General features: G+C 63.6%; 14 protein-coding genes. 10 read left to right on the top strand and 4 right to left on the bottom strand.

Annotated elements, in window-relative coordinates; genetic code table 11:
• Positions 1 to 520: 520 nt before the first annotated feature.
• Together A0O30_RS26015 and A0O30_RS26010 are read right to left on the bottom strand one after the other, a co-directional pair.
• Positions 521 to 1,471, bottom strand: coding sequence for a LysR family transcriptional regulator (locus tag A0O30_RS26015; protein WP_105948615.1), 951 nt, complete (start codon positions 1,469 to 1,471; stop codon positions 521 to 523).
• Positions 1,472 to 1,572: 101 nt separating this feature from the next.
• Positions 1,573 to 2,466 carry a dihydrodipicolinate synthase family protein gene (locus A0O30_RS26010; protein WP_105948614.1) on the bottom strand — a complete coding sequence of 298 codons (894 nt, stop codon included), beginning with the start codon at positions 2,464 to 2,466 and terminating at the stop codon, positions 1,573 to 1,575.
• A gap of 207 nt (positions 2,467 to 2,673) precedes the next feature.
• Here A0O30_RS26010 and A0O30_RS26005 point away from each other — a divergent pair, with 207 nt between their 5' ends.
• Positions 2,674 to 4,527: an ABC transporter ATP-binding protein gene (locus A0O30_RS26005; protein ID WP_105948613.1), complete on the top strand. Its 1,854-nt coding sequence runs from the start codon at positions 2,674 to 2,676 to the stop codon at positions 4,525 to 4,527.
• 3 nt (positions 4,528 to 4,530) lie between these two features.
• Here the strand turns inward: A0O30_RS26005 and A0O30_RS26000 are convergent, their stop codons facing one another.
• On the bottom strand, positions 4,531 to 5,358 hold the full coding sequence (locus A0O30_RS26000) for an IclR family transcriptional regulator (RefSeq protein ID WP_025753220.1): 828 nt from the start codon (positions 5,356 to 5,358) through the stop codon (positions 4,531 to 4,533).
• A 249-nt stretch (positions 5,359 to 5,607) separates the two neighbouring features.
• Between A0O30_RS26000 and A0O30_RS25995 the strand changes: the two genes are divergently transcribed.
• The 8 genes from A0O30_RS25995 to A0O30_RS25960 all read left to right on the top strand — a co-directional run bounded on the left by A0O30_RS25995 (position 5,608) and on the right by A0O30_RS25960 (position 13,564).
• Positions 5,608 to 6,627 carry an ABC transporter ATP-binding protein gene (locus A0O30_RS25995; RefSeq protein WP_105948612.1) on the top strand — a complete coding sequence of 340 codons (1,020 nt, stop codon included), beginning with the start codon at positions 5,608 to 5,610 and terminating at the stop codon, positions 6,625 to 6,627.
• On the top strand, positions 6,624 to 7,493 hold the full coding sequence (locus A0O30_RS25990) for an ABC transporter permease (RefSeq protein ID WP_105948611.1): 870 nt from the start codon (positions 6,624 to 6,626) through the stop codon (positions 7,491 to 7,493). The genes A0O30_RS25995 and A0O30_RS25990 overlap by 4 nt, the downstream gene beginning before the upstream one ends.
• A gap of 4 nt (positions 7,494 to 7,497) precedes the next feature.
• Complete coding sequence (locus tag A0O30_RS25985; RefSeq protein WP_105948610.1) at positions 7,498 to 8,292, top strand: ABC transporter permease; 795 nt, start codon at positions 7,498 to 7,500, stop codon at positions 8,290 to 8,292.
• 14 nt (positions 8,293 to 8,306) lie between these two features.
• Positions 8,307 to 8,597: a (2Fe-2S)-binding protein gene (locus A0O30_RS25980; protein ID WP_060499212.1), complete on the top strand. Its 291-nt coding sequence runs from the start codon at positions 8,307 to 8,309 to the stop codon at positions 8,595 to 8,597.
• The gene (locus A0O30_RS25975) at positions 8,594 to 9,952 is read left to right on the top strand and encodes an NAD(P)/FAD-dependent oxidoreductase (protein ID WP_105948609.1); all 1,359 of its coding nucleotides are present in this window, start codon (positions 8,594 to 8,596) and stop codon (positions 9,950 to 9,952) included. Before A0O30_RS25980 ends, A0O30_RS25975 begins: the two co-directional genes overlap by 4 nt.
• Complete coding sequence (locus A0O30_RS25970; protein ID WP_105948608.1) at positions 9,949 to 11,085, top strand: FAD-binding oxidoreductase; 1,137 nt, start codon at positions 9,949 to 9,951, stop codon at positions 11,083 to 11,085. Before A0O30_RS25975 ends, A0O30_RS25970 begins: the two co-directional genes overlap by 4 nt.
• A complete protein-coding gene (locus A0O30_RS25965) occupies positions 11,082 to 12,125 on the top strand; it encodes a polyamine ABC transporter substrate-binding protein (RefSeq protein WP_019099336.1) in 1,044 nt (347 codons plus the stop codon). The genes A0O30_RS25970 and A0O30_RS25965 overlap by 4 nt, the downstream gene beginning before the upstream one ends.
• A 194-nt stretch (positions 12,126 to 12,319) precedes the next feature.
• Positions 12,320 to 13,564 carry an OprD family porin gene (locus tag A0O30_RS25960; RefSeq protein WP_105948607.1) on the top strand — a complete coding sequence of 415 codons (1,245 nt, stop codon included), beginning with the start codon at positions 12,320 to 12,322 and terminating at the stop codon, positions 13,562 to 13,564.
• A gap of 124 nt (positions 13,565 to 13,688) precedes the next feature.
• Here A0O30_RS25960 and A0O30_RS25955 read toward each other — a convergent pair whose 3' ends face one another.
• Positions 13,689 to 14,459: an IclR family transcriptional regulator gene (locus tag A0O30_RS25955; RefSeq protein ID WP_105948606.1), complete on the bottom strand. Its 771-nt coding sequence runs from the start codon at positions 14,457 to 14,459 to the stop codon at positions 13,689 to 13,691.
• A 154-nt stretch (positions 14,460 to 14,613) separates the two neighbouring features.
• Between A0O30_RS25955 and A0O30_RS25950 the strand changes: the two genes are divergently transcribed.
• Positions 14,614 to 15,423 carry a shikimate dehydrogenase gene (locus A0O30_RS25950; protein WP_105948605.1) on the top strand — a complete coding sequence of 270 codons (810 nt, stop codon included), beginning with the start codon at positions 14,614 to 14,616 and terminating at the stop codon, positions 15,421 to 15,423.
• Positions 15,424 to 15,426: the final 3 nt, after the last annotated feature.

Genomic DNA, 15,426 nt, shown 5'->3' with positions numbered 1-15,426 from the left:
ATTGCAGTAATAGATCGGCGGGGACCTGCACGACTGGCGTTGTCGGCAGGCTGACTAACGCCAACCGCTTATCGTGATTGACGCGCACGTTTGCAGGCCCGTTGCGCAGATAAAAAACAGCGCACCGACCTATTGTCTACTATGTGTAGACACAGCATAGGCGAGGCATTCAGCGGTGGTCAACGCTGCCAGACACTGAGTCGGCCAGCAGCTCATGTGGTTAACGAGCGAGGAAATAAAGCATTCAACCGTGTCAAGGCCCACGCACGGTGGGCGATGATAAAAATATATAAAACAGGCCTGATCAATGTCGCGATCAGGCGCCTTACTGGCGCGGATGGAGGGCTAGGAATAGTGGGTTTGTTGTTGTCAGCGGCAAACTTTTTTTGCTCTTTTTTTGGGCTTTTTGCAGTGCCGGATGTCGCCGAGAAGCATCCCCTGCATGGCAAATACCCGCGCATGCCTTAAATGTGCGATTTTATGCCCATTTACGACATGCAGGCGCAGGGGGCGTATGTGATCAGAACGTCGACAAGATCCAGTCCCGCACACGGCAGCAGGCGCTGTCGTCCTTTTTCTGCTCGTTGAATGTGAGGAAGTGCTGGCTGTCCTTATGCACCAGTTCGTGCGCCACCGGACGCACCAGAACGCCTTGTTCAATCAGCGGGTCCACCAGGTAATGCCATCCCAAGGCAACCCCCTGCCCCATGATCGCCAGCTGTACCAGCGAACCATAGTCGTTGGAATGCAAAAGCTGTGCGCCCGCCACCGCCCGCGCACTCAAGTCGACGTTGTGGTACTCGAACCACACGTGCCAGTCCACATGCTCGGCAATCTGCGAGCGACCATAGGGGCTGAGGTTCAACAGCGAACTGTTGCAGATGCCCTCCAGCGTGACGGCCTCAGGGTGGCTGGCCAGGAAGGCGGGGCTGCAGATCGGGTAGATGACATCGTGAGCCAGCAGATGGCTGCTGTACCCTTCCCGTATCTTCGACAATTTGTTGATGAAGATGTCCGGCTGCACGCCGGGCTCGATGTTGACGAAGTTCTGCGTGATGACAAGGTTCAAGTCAATGTCCGGGTTCGCTGCCAGAAACGCCGGCAACCGGGGCGTCAACCAAAGCCCTGAAAAAGCCGGTGTGCAGCACACTGTCACCACCCGTTTGCCCTTGTGTTGCCGGCGTATGCGGCTGGAGACCTGGGCGATGTTGCTGAGTGACAACTGCACTGCATCGAAAAACAAGGCGCCCTCGGGCGTGAGCTGCACCGCGCGCCCGTTGCGGACGAACAGCTCTGCGCCCATGAAACTTTCCAACTCGCGGATCTGCTTGCTGACGGCAGCCTGGGTGACACACAAAGACTCCGCCGCGCGGGTGAAATTGAGGTACTTGGCCGCCGCAACGAACGCCTTGACGGCCCGCAATGATGGAATTTGGATCAGCGCCTGATCGGGCTCTGTATGCTTGACCATTAACTACACCACTTATTCAGAAAACGGAGGGTGTTCGCTGCTGGCCAATGATACAAAAAAGACACGCCCAGGTTTGCTCACATAAACGCAGAGGCCGCGTTTCAACACCCCGCAGCTTCCTGCTCAATCAAGGGGGCCAGTGCTTCACGCAGCGCACCCAGTTTTTCTTCGGCCAGACGCGCCAGAGGGCGGCGCGGGTTGCCTGCGCCATACCCCATGATTTGCGCACCGGCATAAACCGACTGCACATAGTCACCCTGCCAGATCAGCGACATGACCGGTGCCAGGCTTTTCCAGATCTGCTGCACCTCGGCCCAGTTGCCTTCACTGGCCGCATTCGCCACGGCAACACAGGTCCTCGGTGCCATGTTCGCACCACCCCAGATCAAACCTGCAGCACCGGCAAACAGTGCATAGGGGACCAGCGGGTCTGCGCCATTCATGGTCGGCAGGCCAGTGCGTGACAACGAGGCCTGAGCCGCCAGGTCGCCACTGCTGTCCTTGACCGACACGAAGTTGGGGATCTGGCACAGCTTGTTGAACAGCGACGGCGTCACCTCGACGCCAACGGCCTGAGGCACGTTGTAGCCAATGATCGGCAGGCCGGCCTGCGACACGCTCGCGTAGAAATCGACAATGCCCTGGTCGTCGGTGGGGCCTTCGAAGAACGGTGGCAGCACCATCACGCCGTCTGCACCACAGTCCTTGGCGTGCCGTGTGCGCTCGACCACCTCCTCGACCAGCAGCGCGGAAGTCTGCGCGATGACACGAGCGCGGCCGTTGATGACCTTGGCACCAAAGGCCACCAGAGCCTTCGACTCCTCCTTGCTCAGGTACACATGCATCCCGGTCCCGGAACTGAGCACAAAACCCTGCACGCCTGCGGCGATGTAACGTTCGATCAGGCTTTCGAACCGCGCAAAGTCGATCTTGCCCTGTGCATCGAACGGGGTGGTGATGGCCAGGTTTACGCCGGAAAACTTGAATGCAGACATCAGGTAACTCCTTTTTGTTTTCAGCTGGACGTTCCAGCCAGTCATCGAGCGTGCTGCGGCTCTGTGCAAAAGGCTAAAGTCTGGCTCACCGCGCATACAGCGACATTTCGGGCGATGACTTGATGAGAAAAGGTTATGCCGGCAGGCGAATGCCTGGATGTGCGGTATGGTTACCCGGTAAGCAAAACCTGATTTGCGGAGACCCACATGTTTCGTGTTTTTGAACGCTGGCTCGACCCCTTCCCCCCTGACGAAGTGCCGCCACCCCCGGTGGGCCTGCTGCGCTTCATGTGGGCCTGCACCCGGGGCGCTCGCGGCTACATCCTTGCCCTTGCATTGCTCAGTGCCGGGGTGTCGGTTTACGAAGCCTGGCTGTTTGCCTTCCTCGGCCAGGTGGTCGACCTGCTCTCGAATTGGCAGGCCGGGGGCGCCGTAGGTGCTGAGGAAAGGCGTGTGCTGTGGGGCATCGGCATCGTCCTGGTGGCCAGCATCGGGCTGGTGGCAATGCGTACCATGGTTCAGCACCAAGTGCTGGCGATCAACTTGCCGCTGCGGTTGCGCTGGGACTTTCACCGGCTGATGCTGCGCCAGAGCTTGTCGTTCTTCTCTGACGAGTTTTCGGGCCGGGTCACCACCAAAGTGATGCAGACAGCCTTGGCGGTACGCGAGGTGCTGTTCACCGTCATCGAAATACTGCCCGGCATCGGCGTGTACTTCATTGCAATCATCGCCCTGGCGGGTGGTTTTGCCCTGAAGCTGATGCTGCCGTTCATTGCCTGGCTGGCGCTGTTCGGGCTGGCCATGCTGTACTTCGTGCCACGCCTGGGCAAGGTCGGGCAGGAACAGGCCAACGCGCGGTCGTCGATGACCGGGAGGGTTTCCGATGCCTACACCAACATCACGACGGTAAAGCTGTTCTCGCACTCCAGGCGCGAAGCGCACTTCGCCCGTGCGGCCATGGAGGACTTCAAGCAGACCGGCTTTCGCCAGATGCGCCTGGTCAGCCAGTTCGAAATCGTCAACCAGGCGCTGGTGGTAGGCTTGATCTTCGGCGCCGGCGGCTACGCACTGTGGCTGTGGCACCAAGGCCAGGTCGGCACCGGTGCAGTCGCGGCAATCACCGCCATGGCCCTGCGTATCAACGGGATGTCGCACTGGATCATGTGGCAGATGACCTCGTTGTTCGAGAGCATCGGCACCGTGCAGGACGGCATGGCCACCCTCACCCGCGGCCCCAAGGTGCAGGATGCAACCGATGCAGGCGAACTGGTGACTCAGGGCGGCGCAGTAACGTTCGACAAGGTCAGCTTCAACTACAACGGCGAGCGCCAGGTGCTGAACGACCTGAGCCTGCACATTCGCCCAGGCGAAAAGGTCGGGCTGGTCGGCCGCTCCGGCGCAGGCAAATCCACCTTGATCAACCTGCTGCTGCGCTTCTATGACGTGGACAGCGGCGTCATACGCATTGATGGGCAGGACGTCGCCAAGGTCACCCAGGACAGCCTGCGCAGCGCCATCGGCATGGTCACACAGGACACCTCGCTGCTACACCGCTCCATCCGCGACAACATCGCCTACGGCCGCCCGGATGCCACCGAAGCGCAGATCCGCGCTGCTGCGGCCAATGCCCAGGCCGATGGGTTCATCAGCCAGCTCAGTGACCGCCAGGGCCGCAGTGGCTACGACACCTTGGTGGGTGAACGCGGTATCAAGTTGTCCGGCGGCCAGCGCCAGCGCATCGCCATTGCCCGGGTGATGCTGAAGAACGCGCCGATCCTGCTGCTGGACGAAGCCACCAGCGCGCTGGACTCGGAGGTGGAAGTGGCCATTCAGGAAAGCCTGGATGAAATGATGCAAGGCAAGACCGTCATCGCCATCGCCCACCGGCTGTCGACGATCGCGGCCATGGACCGGCTGATCGTGATGGATGAAGGCCGCATCATCGAGCAAGGTACCCACGCAGAGTTGCTGGCGAAAAAGGGCACCTATGCCCGGCTGTGGCAACACCAGAGCGGCGGGTTCCTGGGTGAGGACCAAGGTGTGGCCGAGGCGGTGGAGTAGGCCTTAGCCAAACACATGTGAGGGGCGGCGCAGCACCGGGTCGAACGGGTTCACCCGTTCGCCGATCGCCGCCGCCTCACGCTTGAGCAAGGCCACCACAGTCGGCATGCGGTTAGGCCCAAGGCGGTCACTGATGGTCGCCACGCTCAAGGCCGCCACCGCATGGCCGTTACGGTCCAGGATCGGCACAGCCAGGCCGGCCATGCCGTCCAGCACGCCGGTATTGCGCCCGGCGTAACCCAGGCTGCGCACATTGTCGATTTCGGCACGCAGCAGCACTTCGTCGTAATGGTGAAAATCCTTCAGCCGCGGCAGGTTGTAACGGATCACCTCGTCACGTTCTTCCTCAGGCAGGAAAGCCAGAATGGCCAGGCTGCCCTGCCCCACGCCCAACGCCACACGGCCGCCAATGTCGCCGGTAAAGGTGCGGATCGGGTAAGGCCCTTCGCTGCGGTCCAGGCACACGGCGTCAAACCCCGAACGCGCCAGCAGAAACAGCGAATCACCCAGCGAAGCCGACAGCCGCAGCAGGCTGGGGCGCACCACATCGCGCAAATTGCCGGCCTGCCCGGCCTTGGCCGCCAGGGCAAAGAAATCCAGGCTCAGGCGGTAGCGCTTGCTGGTCGCACACTGGTCGACCATGCCCTCTTCGATCAGGCTGCGCAGTAACCGGTGTGTGGTGGGCTGTGCCAGGCCAACCCGCTGGGCCAGCTGGCTGACCTTCTCGCCCTCGCCACCGCAGTCGCCCAACGCACGCAACACGGCGAACAAACGGGACACGGCACTGACACCCACTTCCCTGGCTTGCTCATTTCGTTTATCGGAATCCATTTTTCGCTAAACCCTCTCAAATTTCATTGAGTGGAATAATTTCAAAATAGCTGTCACTCAGTGAAATTACCCTTTGTCGCCATCCTAATCATTGCCCTACTCTCCGGTCCATAGGGCGATATCACAACATCGGCCGCCGCCACAGAAGCGAGCGCCAACGTCCGTAAAAGCATTGCTTTTCGCCGCTGGCGCTCTGCCCACCCTGAAACTGCCGGTTTACCCCGGTTCCGTTTGCGATGGAGCACAGCCATGACCTTTCTGTTGATCGACAAACTCTGCAAGCGCTATGGCGCCACGGAGGCCGTGGCCAGTTCGTCACTGGCCATCGAAAAAGGCGAGTTTGTCTCCCTGCTCGGCCCTTCCGGCTGCGGCAAGACCACCACCCTGCAGATGATTGCCGGCTTCGTCGAGGTCACCAGTGGCCGCATCGTGCTCGATGGCCGCGACATCACCCACGCCAAACCGGCCAGCCGCGGCCTGGGCGTGGTGTTCCAGAGCTACGCGCTGTTCCCGCACATGACCGTGCGCGACAACGTTGCCTTTGGCCTGCGCATGCGCAAGGTGGCCAATGCCGACATCGCTCGCCGCGTCGACCAGGCGCTGGCGCTGGTGCGCCTGGACAAGCACGCCGACCGCTACCCCCGGGAACTGTCCGGCGGCCAGCGCCAGCGTGTGGCACTGGCACGCGCGCTGGTGATCGAGCCGCCCGTGCTGCTGCTGGACGAGCCGCTGTCCAACCTGGACGCGCACCTGCGTGAAGAAATGCAGTTCGAGATCTGCCGTATCCAGCATGAAGTCGGCATTACCACGTTGATGGTCACCCACGACCAGGCCGAGGCCTTGTCGATCAGCGACCGGGTGGTGGTGATGGAAGCCGGGCGCATCACCCAGGTCGATGACCCTTACCGCCTCTACGAACACCCGGGCACGCCGTTCATTTCCGACTTTGTCGGCAAGGCCAACCGCCTGCGTGGCGTCACCGGCCCCGGCGGCCAACCGCAGGCGGCGGCCCAGGGGCCGCTTACCCTCAGCCTGCGCCCGGAAAAGATCAGCCTCGGCCCAACGGGCAGCGGCAAACTGGCAGGGCGCATCAGCTGCCGCTACTTCCTCGGCAGCCAGTGGCTGTACCGCGTTGATACTGCCCTGGGCAACCTGGCCGTGGTCCGCGCCAACGATGGCAGCGCGCCGCTGGACGAAGGTGCGCCGGTCGGCCTGGACTGGAACGATGCCCTGCTGCGGGTGCTGAACGCGGCCGAGGTGGCGGCATGAGTACGGCAAAACTGCGCAACAACGCCTGGGGCTACGGCCTGAGCAGCCCGGCCCTGCTGTTGTTCCTGGCCTTGCTCGTGATACCGCTGGGGTTGACCGTGCTGCTGTCGTTCAACGCGTTCGACTACACCAGCGGCATCCAGGCCGGCCAGTACACCTTCAGCCATTACCTGAGCCTGGTGACCGACACCTATTACTACGAGATTTTCTTCCGCACCTTCTGGATCAGCGCCCTGGTCACCTTGCTGTGCGTGCTGATCGGCATCCCCGAGGCCATGGTGCTTAGCCGCATGGGCGCGCCGTGGCGCTCGATCTTCCTGATCCTGGTGCTGACCCCGCTGCTGATTTCGGTGGTGGTGCGCGCCTTCGGCTGGAGCCTGCTGCTGGGCTCTGACGGCCTGATCAACCAAGGCATCAGCGCCCTCGGCGGGCAGCCGGTCAAGCTGCTGTACACCCCGTTTGCGGTGATCATCGGCCTGGTCCACGTGATGCTGCCGTTCATGATCATCCCGGTATGGACCTCGTTGCAGAAGCTCGACCCGGCCGCCGAGCAGGCTGCACTGTCGCTGGGCGCCAGCCAGTGGACGGTGTTCCGTCGCATCGTGCTGCCACAAATCATGCCCGGCGTGCTGTCGGGCACGCTGATCGTGTTCGGCCTGGCGGCCAGCTCGTTCGCCATCCCCGGCCTGCTGGGCGGGCGCCGATTGAAGATGGTCGCCACCATGATCTACGACCAGTACCTGGCCGAACTGAACTGGCCGATGGGCGCCACCATCGCGGTCGCCCTGCTGCTGATCAACCTGCTGGTGATGCTCAGCTGGAACCGGCTGGTGGAACGCCGCTACAAACGCGCACTTGGAGTTTGAACCCATGACCCGTAACGGCCCGCTGGCCCTGTCTTTTCACGCCCTGGTGATGCTGTTCATGCTCGCCCCGCTGGTGGTGGTGTGCCTGGTGGCATTCACCCCGGAAAACACCCTGAGCCTGCCCACCGCCGGCTTCTCGCTGCGCTGGTTCAGCGCCGTGTTCGAGCGCGCCGACTTCCTTGACGCGTTCTACAACAGCCTGAAACTCGCCGCCCTGGCGGCCTCGCTGGCCACCTTGATCGCCGTGCCCGCAGGCCTGGCGCTGACCCGCTACAGCTTCCCGGGCCAGGGCTTTGTCAACGGCCTGCTGCTGTCACCCATCATCATCCCGCACCTGGTGCTGGGTGTGGCCCTGCTGCGGCTGTTCGCCTTGCTTGGGGTCAATGGCAGCTTCGCCTGGCTGGTGTGCGCCCATGTGGTAGTGATTACTCCCTACGTGCTGCGCCTGGTGCTGGCTGCCGCCATTGGCATCGACCGCAGCGCCGAACAGGCCGCACAGAGCCTGGGCGCAGGCCGGGTCACGCTGTTCTGCAAAGTGACCCTGCCGATGATCTTGCCTGGGGTAGCCGGTGGCTGGCTGCTGGCGTTCATCAACAGCTTCGACGAAGTCACGCTGTCGATCTTCGTCACCTCACCCGCCACCCAGACCCTGCCCGTGCGCATGTACGTGTACGCCACCGAATCGATCGACCCGATGATGGCCGCCGTTTCGGCGCTGGTGATCGCCGTCACCGCCCTGACCATGGTCGCCCTGGACCGGGTATACGGCCTGGACCGCGTACTGGTAGGCAAGCAATGACAAGGAATGCCCCTATGCCCCTGTTCAAGCGCGTGGCCGAGCACGACCGCGAGCCGCTGCCCTTTTTGCTCGACGGCCAGCCAGCCCAGGGCATGAACGGCGACACCCTGCTGACCGCCATCCTGACCAACGCCACGCACCTGCGCGGCAGCGACTTCAACGCCGAGCCGCGCGCCGGTTTCTGCCTGATGGGCGCCTGCCAGGACTGTTGGGTACGCCTGCAGGATGGGCGCCGGGTGCGCGCCTGCTCGACCTTTCTGGAAGCCGGCCAGTGCATCACCCGCGACCCGGGGCGCCGGCCATGACTGCAATCGTGATCATCGGTGCCGGCCCCGCCGGCATCCGCGCCGCGCAAACCCTGGTGGCCCATGGCGTGCGCCCGGTGCTGCTGGACGAAGCCAGCCGCGGTGGTGGGCAGATCTACCGCCAGCAGCCGGCCAACTTTCGCCGGTCGGCCAACGCGTTGTACGGCTTCGAGGCCGGCAAGGCACAAGCCGTGCACACCACCCTTGAGCAACTGCGCAGGCAACTCGACTACCGCCCGGACACCTTGGTGTGGAACGCCGAGCAGCAGGTGCTGGACACCTTGCAGCAGGGTGAGTTGGCCGACCGCCTGGCGTTCGACCGGGTGATTGTCGCCACCGGCGCCACCGACCGCGTGTTGCCGATCCCCGGCTGGACCTTGCCTGGGGTCTATACCCTGGGCGCTGCACAGATTGCCCTGAAGTTCCAGGGCTGCGCCATCGGCGAGCGGGTGGTGCTGGCAGGCAGTGGGCCGCTGTTGTACCTGGTGGCCTATCAGTACGCCAAAGCCGGCGCCACGGTCAGCGCAGTGCTCGACACCTCGCCGTTCAGCGCCCAGGTACGTGCCCTGCCACGCCTGCTGCTGCAGCCGGGCACCTTTGCCAAGGGCCTTTACTACCGCGCCTGGCTTGCCCGCAAAGGCGTACCGGTGCACCAGGGCGTAACCCTGCTCGGCATTGACGGCGAACAACGCGCCAGCGGCGTTCGCTGGTCACTCAACGGCCAACAGCATCAACTGCCCTGCGACGCTGTGGCCTTCGCCCACGCCCTGCGCAGCGAAACCCAGCTGGCCGACCTGCTGGGCTGCGAGTTTGCCTGGAACACCCTCAACCGCGCCTGGCTACCGGTACGTGACCCCCAGGGCCGCGCCAGTAGCCCCGGCGTGTACCTGGCCGGCGACGGTGCCGGCATCCTGGGTGCCGATGGTGCGGAGATGACCGGCGAACTGGCAGCCCTGACGCTGCTGGCCGATCTCGGCAAACCTGGCAACCCGCAACGCCAGCGGCAGCTGGAAAAGCGCTTGGCCACGTTGCAGCGCTTTCGTCAGGGCCTGGAGCAAGCCTTCCCGTTCCCCGAACAATGGGCCAGCCAAGCCTCCGACCAGCTGACCGTGTGCCGTTGCGAGCAGGTCAGCGCCGGGGAAATCCGCGCTACCGTGCGCGCCGGGCATTGGGAAATCAACCGGGTCAAGGCTATGTGCCGGGTCGGTATGGGCCGCTGCCAAGGCCGTGTGTGCGGCGCCGCTGCCGCCGAGCTGATCGCCTGCGAAAGCGGTCGGCCCATTGATCAGGTCGGGCGTTTGCGCGGCCAGGCACCCGTCAAACCGCTGCCCTTTGGTCTGGAGATAAAGCCATGAGGCTGCTTGAAGTAGACGCCATCATCGTCGGTGGCGGCATCGTCGGCAGCAGCGCTGCCTTGACCCTGGCCCGTGCTGGCCAACAGGTGGCGCTGCTGGAGCGCGACTTCTGCGGCTCGCATTCCAGCGGGGTGAACTACGGCGGCGTGCGCCGACAGGGACGCTCGCTGGCCCAGCTGCCGTTGTCGATGCGCGCCCATGCCATCTGGGGGCAGCTGCGCGAATGGATCGGTATTGACGGCGAGTACGCCCGCAGCGGCCACCTGAAGCTGGCCCGCAGCGAAACCGATTTCGATGCCCTGAAGGCCTATGCACGCCGTACCCAGGCCTTTGACCTGCGCCTGCAACTGCTGGAGCGCCGCGAGCTGCGCCAGCGCTTCCCCTGGGTGGGCGACATCGCCGTCGGTGCCTCGTATTGCCCCGAGGATGGCCACGCCAACCCTCGCCTTGTATCGCCGGCGTTCGCCCAGGCGGCCCGGCACAGCGGTGCCGAGGTGCACGAGCAGTGCAAGGTGCTTGATGTAGACCACGACGGCCAGCGCTTCAGCGTACATACCAGCAACGGCCAGTGCTTCAAGGCACCCTGGCTGTTGAACTGCGCCGGCGCCTGGTCGGCGCAGCTGGCCGAACAGTTCGGCGAACCGGTGCCACTCACCGCCGCCCACCCGGCCATGCTGGTCACCGAGCCGCTGCCGCTGTTCATGACCGCCAGCACCGGGGTCGAAGGCGGCGGTATCTACGCCCGCCAGGTAGCGCGCGGCAACTGCGTGCTCGGCGGCGGGCGCGGCTTTGCCCTGACCCCGACCACCGCACGCCCGGGCCAGGCCGCCGTGCTCGACATATTGCGCAACGCCACCGAACTGTACCCGGCCCTGGCCGGCGCCCAGGCCATCCGCACCTGGAGCGGCACCGAAGGCTACCTGCCCGACGACGAACCGGTGCTTGGCCCCAGCCTGCACCAACCCGGCCTGCTGCACGGCTTCGGCTTTGCCGGCGCGGGTTTCCAGATTGGCCCGGCGGCGGGTGAAGCACTGGCGCAATGCATCCTGCAGGGCGCACCCGCCATCAGCCTGGCGGCCTTTTCCATCCACCGTTTTCAGCCCAACCACCACCACAAGGAAAACCTGTCATGACGCACAAGCAACGTTTGCTCGCCCTGTTCTGCACCGTGCCCGGCCTGTTCGCCTGCCTGCCCGCCATGGCCCAACCCACGCTGTACCTGGGCATGAACGGCGGCACCATGGAACGGCTGTTCAGCGACAACATCCTGCCCCGGTTCGAGAAGGCCAACGATGTAAAGGTGGTGATCGTGCCCGGTACGTCGGCCGATATCCTGGCCAAGGTCCAGGCTACGCCGAACAAGCCGTCGATCCATGTGATGGTGCTGGATGACGGCATCATGTACCGCGCCATTGGCATGGGGCTGTGCAGCACGCTCAAGCCCAACCCGACCCTGGCCCAGCTGCCGGAAAAGGCCCTGATCAAGGACAAGGCCGCCGCCGTCAGCCTGGGGGTAACCGGGCTGGCCTACAACAGCCGCCTGTTCAAGGAAAAGGGCTGGGCCGCACCCACCTCGTGGAATGACCTGGCCGACCCGCGCTTCAAAGACAAGGTGGTGTTCCAGTCGATGGCCTCGTCCACCTTCGGCCTGCACGGTTTCCTGATGTACAACCGCCTGCACGGCGGCACCGATACCGACGTCAACCCGGGCTTCGCGGCCTGGAAGCAGAACGTTGGCCCGAACGTGCTGGAGTACATCCCCAACTCGGCCAAGCTCTCGGAAATGGTGCAAACCGACGAAGCCGCGCTGTTCCCGCTCACCCCCACCCAGGTGACGGCACTGAAGCTCAAAGGCATCCCGGTGGAGTACGCAGCGCCCAAGGAAGGCGCCGTGGTGCTCAACCAGGCCGAATGCGTCACCGCCAACAACGACCAGCCGGAGCTTGCGCAAAAGCTCGCCGAATTCCTGCTGAGCCCCGAAGCGCAGGCACCGGCTCTGGAGCTGGGTGACCAGATCCCGTCCAACCCCAACACCCCGACCAGCGACAAGACCCGCGGCCAGGTCGAGGCCATGCAGACCTACCTGCAAACGGCCGTGACCATCGACTGGGACCAGGTCAACACCCAACGTCCGGAATGGAACGCCCGCTGGAATCGCCAGATCGAGCGATAGGCCGAGGCCACCTGGCCCGCTGCCGGCACCTCAGGTGCCGGTCGGCGGGCGCACCACCCGCTTGAGCCACCTGTAAACGTACGAATGCTCTGCCCTGCACAGGCGCGGACAGGGCTTCTGCACGCCTGCAAAACGGCTCAGGCACCCCTTGCATCACGCTGCCACCTAACTAGAACAAGCAAACGGAGCATGAAATGAGCATCAACACACTCGGCGTCACCGCCCTTTTGCTGGCGTCTGCCAGCCCCTTGCTGCAGGCCAGCGAGCAGTCCGAATCGGCAGGGTTCATCGAAGGCAGCAAGCTGTCTGTCAAGGCACGCAACATGTACATGCAGCGTGACAACCGCGCCAGCGGCGCACGGCAAAACTACGGCGAGGAATGGGCCCAGGGCTTTGTCGGTACCTTTCAGTCCGGCTTCACCCAAGGCACCGTCGGCTTTGGCATCGACCTGATCGGCCAGTACGCCTTCAAGCTCGACACGGGTGACGGCCGCACGGGGGGCGGTACGGGCTTGCTGGAGCAGGACAGCCATGGCGCCAAGCAAGACATGAGCAAAGCCGGCGCAGTGCTGAAAATGCGCGCGTCCAACACCGTGCTCAAATACGGCACGCAGGTAATGGCAGTGCCTGTGCTGGCCACCTCCGACAGCCGCCTGCTGCCGGAAACCGTCGACGGTTTCTCGCTCACCAGCAAGGAAATCCGCAATCTGCAGTTGGACGCGGGGCACTTCACCGGCCTGACCAACCGCAACCAGTCATCCCGAGACAGCGGGCACATGACCGCCGTGGACTACCTGGGCGGGGTGTACACGTTCAATGAGCGGCTCTCCAGCAGCCTGTACTACGCCAAAACTGCCGAGCACTTTCGCAAGTACTACGTGAACACCCGCTACCTGTTGCCGCTGGGTACCGGCCAGTCGCTGAAGTTCGACTTCAACGCCTACGACACGCAAAGCATCGGCCAGGCCCGCAGTGGCGACCTGGACAACCGCATCTGGAGCCTGGGCGGTACCTGGACGCTGGGTGCTCATGCCTTCACCCTGGCCTACCAGAAGGTGTCCGGCACCGGCGACTACGTGTACGGGCCAGACGGCAACGCGGTCTACAACTTTGCCAACTCGGTGCAGTACTCGGACTTCGACTACGAGAACGAAAAGTCCTGGCAGGCCCGCTACGACCTGAACATGGCCGCTTATGGCGTACCGGGGCTGAGCTTCATGACCCGCTATGTGAAAGGCACCGACTTCAAGAGCGGTACCGGTGGTGACCTGGATGGCAAGGCCTGGGAGCGTGACGTTGAAGTACGCTATGTGGTGCAGGCCGGCGCAGCCAAGGACTTGTCGTTCCGGGTGCGGCAGGCCAGCTACCGTAGCTCGGAGCGTGGCGGCCAGATTGATGAAGTGCGGGTGATTACCGAGTACCCGCTCAACATTTTCTGACGACTCAGTGCGCAGCTGTTCAGGATTGCGCGGTCAATGTGGGAGCTGGCTTGCCGGCGATGGGCCGCAAAGCGGCCCCAATTGCACAAGGCTCTGCCCCGACATCAGCTGCGACACATTCCCCTCAATCCAGAACTGGCCGCAACAACGCCTGCGCCTCATACAGCGTCGGCACATACCGCAACCGAATTTCATCCACGCTCAGGCGCGAAGCATGGGTTGTGATGGTGAGCGTTGCTTTCAACTGCCCGGCCCGATCCAGCAACGGTACCCCCAGCACACGCATACCCATCTCGTATTCCTGGTCGACCATGCAGAAGCCCTGCGTTTTCACCCGCAGCAACTCCGCCTCCAGCAGCCCACGGTCAGTCTGTGTGTAAGGCGTCAGTGCCCGCAGCGGGTTGCGTGCAAAGTAGTCATCCCGCTCGTTTTCATCCAGCCAGGCCAGCCATATCCTCCCCCCCGCCGTGCAATACATCGGCACCCGCGAGCCTGGCCTGATCGACAACGACGCCACATGGCTGTAGCGGCTGCGCACCAGGTGGATGATCTCGTCGCCATCGCGGGTGCCCACTGATACATGCTCCTGGGTCTGCCGCGCCACCTGCTCGACGATCGGCCGCAGCATGCGCGGCAGTTGCGCCGAGTCGACATACGCCTGACCAAGGCGCAACGCCTTGGGCGTCAGCCAGTACTCGCGGCTGTCGGTTTCGGCAAAGCCCTCATGCACCAAAGTCAGTAGAAAGCGCCGGACGGCGCTGGGCGTAAGGCCAGACAGCCTGGCTGCCTGCGGCACGCTCAGGCGTGGCTGCTCGGCGCTGAACAGTTGCATCAGGGCCAGGCCTTTCTGCAAGCCGGCAATCAGGTCACGGGGGTGAATGGCGGGGGTGTTCATGCCTTCAACTCGCTAGCAGGGAGAAAAACAGCCGATTACCGCGATAACCGGAACATGACTGCGATTATCGCACTAAACCCCCGATTAGCGCATTGTTGCCCACACCCCGCTGCTTCACGCTGACCGCCATAACAACGCCAATAAGGAGGTCAGCATGATTCGTGGTTCAACTGAACTGGTCGCCATCGTCGGTTCGCCCATCGCCCAGGTGAAGTCCCCGGAAAACTTCAACACCTGGTTCACCCACAACAATTGCAACCTCGCCATGCTGCCCATCGACCTGCACCAGGCGGCGCTGGACAGCTTTGCCGACACCCTGCGCGGCTGGCAAAACCTGCGCGGCTGTGTGGTCACCGTGCCGTACAAGCAGGCCCTGGCCAACCGCCTGGACAGCCTGAGCGAACGCGCGGCGGCACTGGGATCGGTCAATGTGATACGCCGCGAGCGCGACGGGCGCTTGCTGGGCGACAACGTGGACGGCGCCGGCTTCCTGGGCGCTGCGCGCAAGCATGGCTTCAAACCGACGGGCAAGCGGGCATTGGTGATCGGTTGCGGCGGTGTTGGCAGCGCCATCGCCTATGCGCTGGGCGAGGCAGGTATTGCCGGCATTACCCTCAGCGACCCCAGCACAGCGCGCATGGGGGCGGTGTGCGAACTGCTCGGCAATGCCTTCCCTGAGCTTACGGTCAGCACACAGTTCAGTGGGCTGGAAGACTTCGACCTGGTGGCCAACGCCTCCCCGGTCGGCATGGGCACAAGCGCAGAGCTGCCGCTGCCCGCCGCCCTGCTGGCTACCCTGCAACCCGACACCCTGGTGGCCGACGTGGTCACTTCGCCCGAGATCACCCCACTGCTGAACCGCGCACGGCAAGTTGGCTGCCCGATCCAGACAGGGCCGGAAATGGCCTACGCCCAACTCGGCCACCTTGGCGCCTTCATGGGCGTAACGCCGCTGGAGATCTGAAGC

The organism is Pseudomonas sp. LLC-1, from assembly GCF_002992185.1.
Lineage (GTDB): Bacteria > Pseudomonadota > Gammaproteobacteria > Pseudomonadales > Pseudomonadaceae > Aquipseudomonas > Aquipseudomonas monteilii.
The sequence above is the reverse complement of the archived record's forward strand: the minus strand, read 5'-3'. Positions and strand labels throughout refer to the sequence as shown.

Excerpts from the sequence above, each read along its gene's own strand:
- A0O30_RS26015 (WP_105948615.1), bottom strand. The coding sequence starts at position 1,471 with ATGGTCAAGCATACAGAGCCCGATCAGGCGCTGATCCAAATTCCATCA.
- A0O30_RS26010 (WP_105948614.1), bottom strand. The coding sequence starts at position 2,466 with ATGTCTGCATTCAAGTTTTCCGGCGTAAACCTGGCCATCACCACCCCG.
- A0O30_RS26005 (WP_105948613.1), top strand. The coding sequence starts at position 2,674 with ATGTTTCGTGTTTTTGAACGCTGGCTCGACCCCTTCCCCCCTGACGAA.
- A0O30_RS26000 (WP_025753220.1), bottom strand. The coding sequence starts at position 5,358 with ATGGATTCCGATAAACGAAATGAGCAAGCCAGGGAAGTGGGTGTCAGT.
- A0O30_RS25995 (WP_105948612.1), top strand. The coding sequence starts at position 5,608 with ATGACCTTTCTGTTGATCGACAAACTCTGCAAGCGCTATGGCGCCACG.
- A0O30_RS25990 (WP_105948611.1), top strand. The coding sequence starts at position 6,624 with ATGAGTACGGCAAAACTGCGCAACAACGCCTGGGGCTACGGCCTGAGC.
- A0O30_RS25985 (WP_105948610.1), top strand. The coding sequence starts at position 7,498 with ATGACCCGTAACGGCCCGCTGGCCCTGTCTTTTCACGCCCTGGTGATG.
- A0O30_RS25980 (WP_060499212.1), top strand. The coding sequence starts at position 8,307 with ATGCCCCTGTTCAAGCGCGTGGCCGAGCACGACCGCGAGCCGCTGCCC.
- A0O30_RS25975 (WP_105948609.1), top strand. The coding sequence starts at position 8,594 with ATGACTGCAATCGTGATCATCGGTGCCGGCCCCGCCGGCATCCGCGCC.
- A0O30_RS25970 (WP_105948608.1), top strand. The coding sequence starts at position 9,949 with ATGAGGCTGCTTGAAGTAGACGCCATCATCGTCGGTGGCGGCATCGTC.
- A0O30_RS25965 (WP_019099336.1), top strand. The coding sequence starts at position 11,082 with ATGACGCACAAGCAACGTTTGCTCGCCCTGTTCTGCACCGTGCCCGGC.
- A0O30_RS25960 (WP_105948607.1), top strand. The coding sequence starts at position 12,320 with ATGAGCATCAACACACTCGGCGTCACCGCCCTTTTGCTGGCGTCTGCC.
- A0O30_RS25955 (WP_105948606.1), bottom strand. The coding sequence starts at position 14,459 with ATGAACACCCCCGCCATTCACCCCCGTGACCTGATTGCCGGCTTGCAG.
- A0O30_RS25950 (WP_105948605.1), top strand. The coding sequence starts at position 14,614 with ATGATTCGTGGTTCAACTGAACTGGTCGCCATCGTCGGTTCGCCCATC.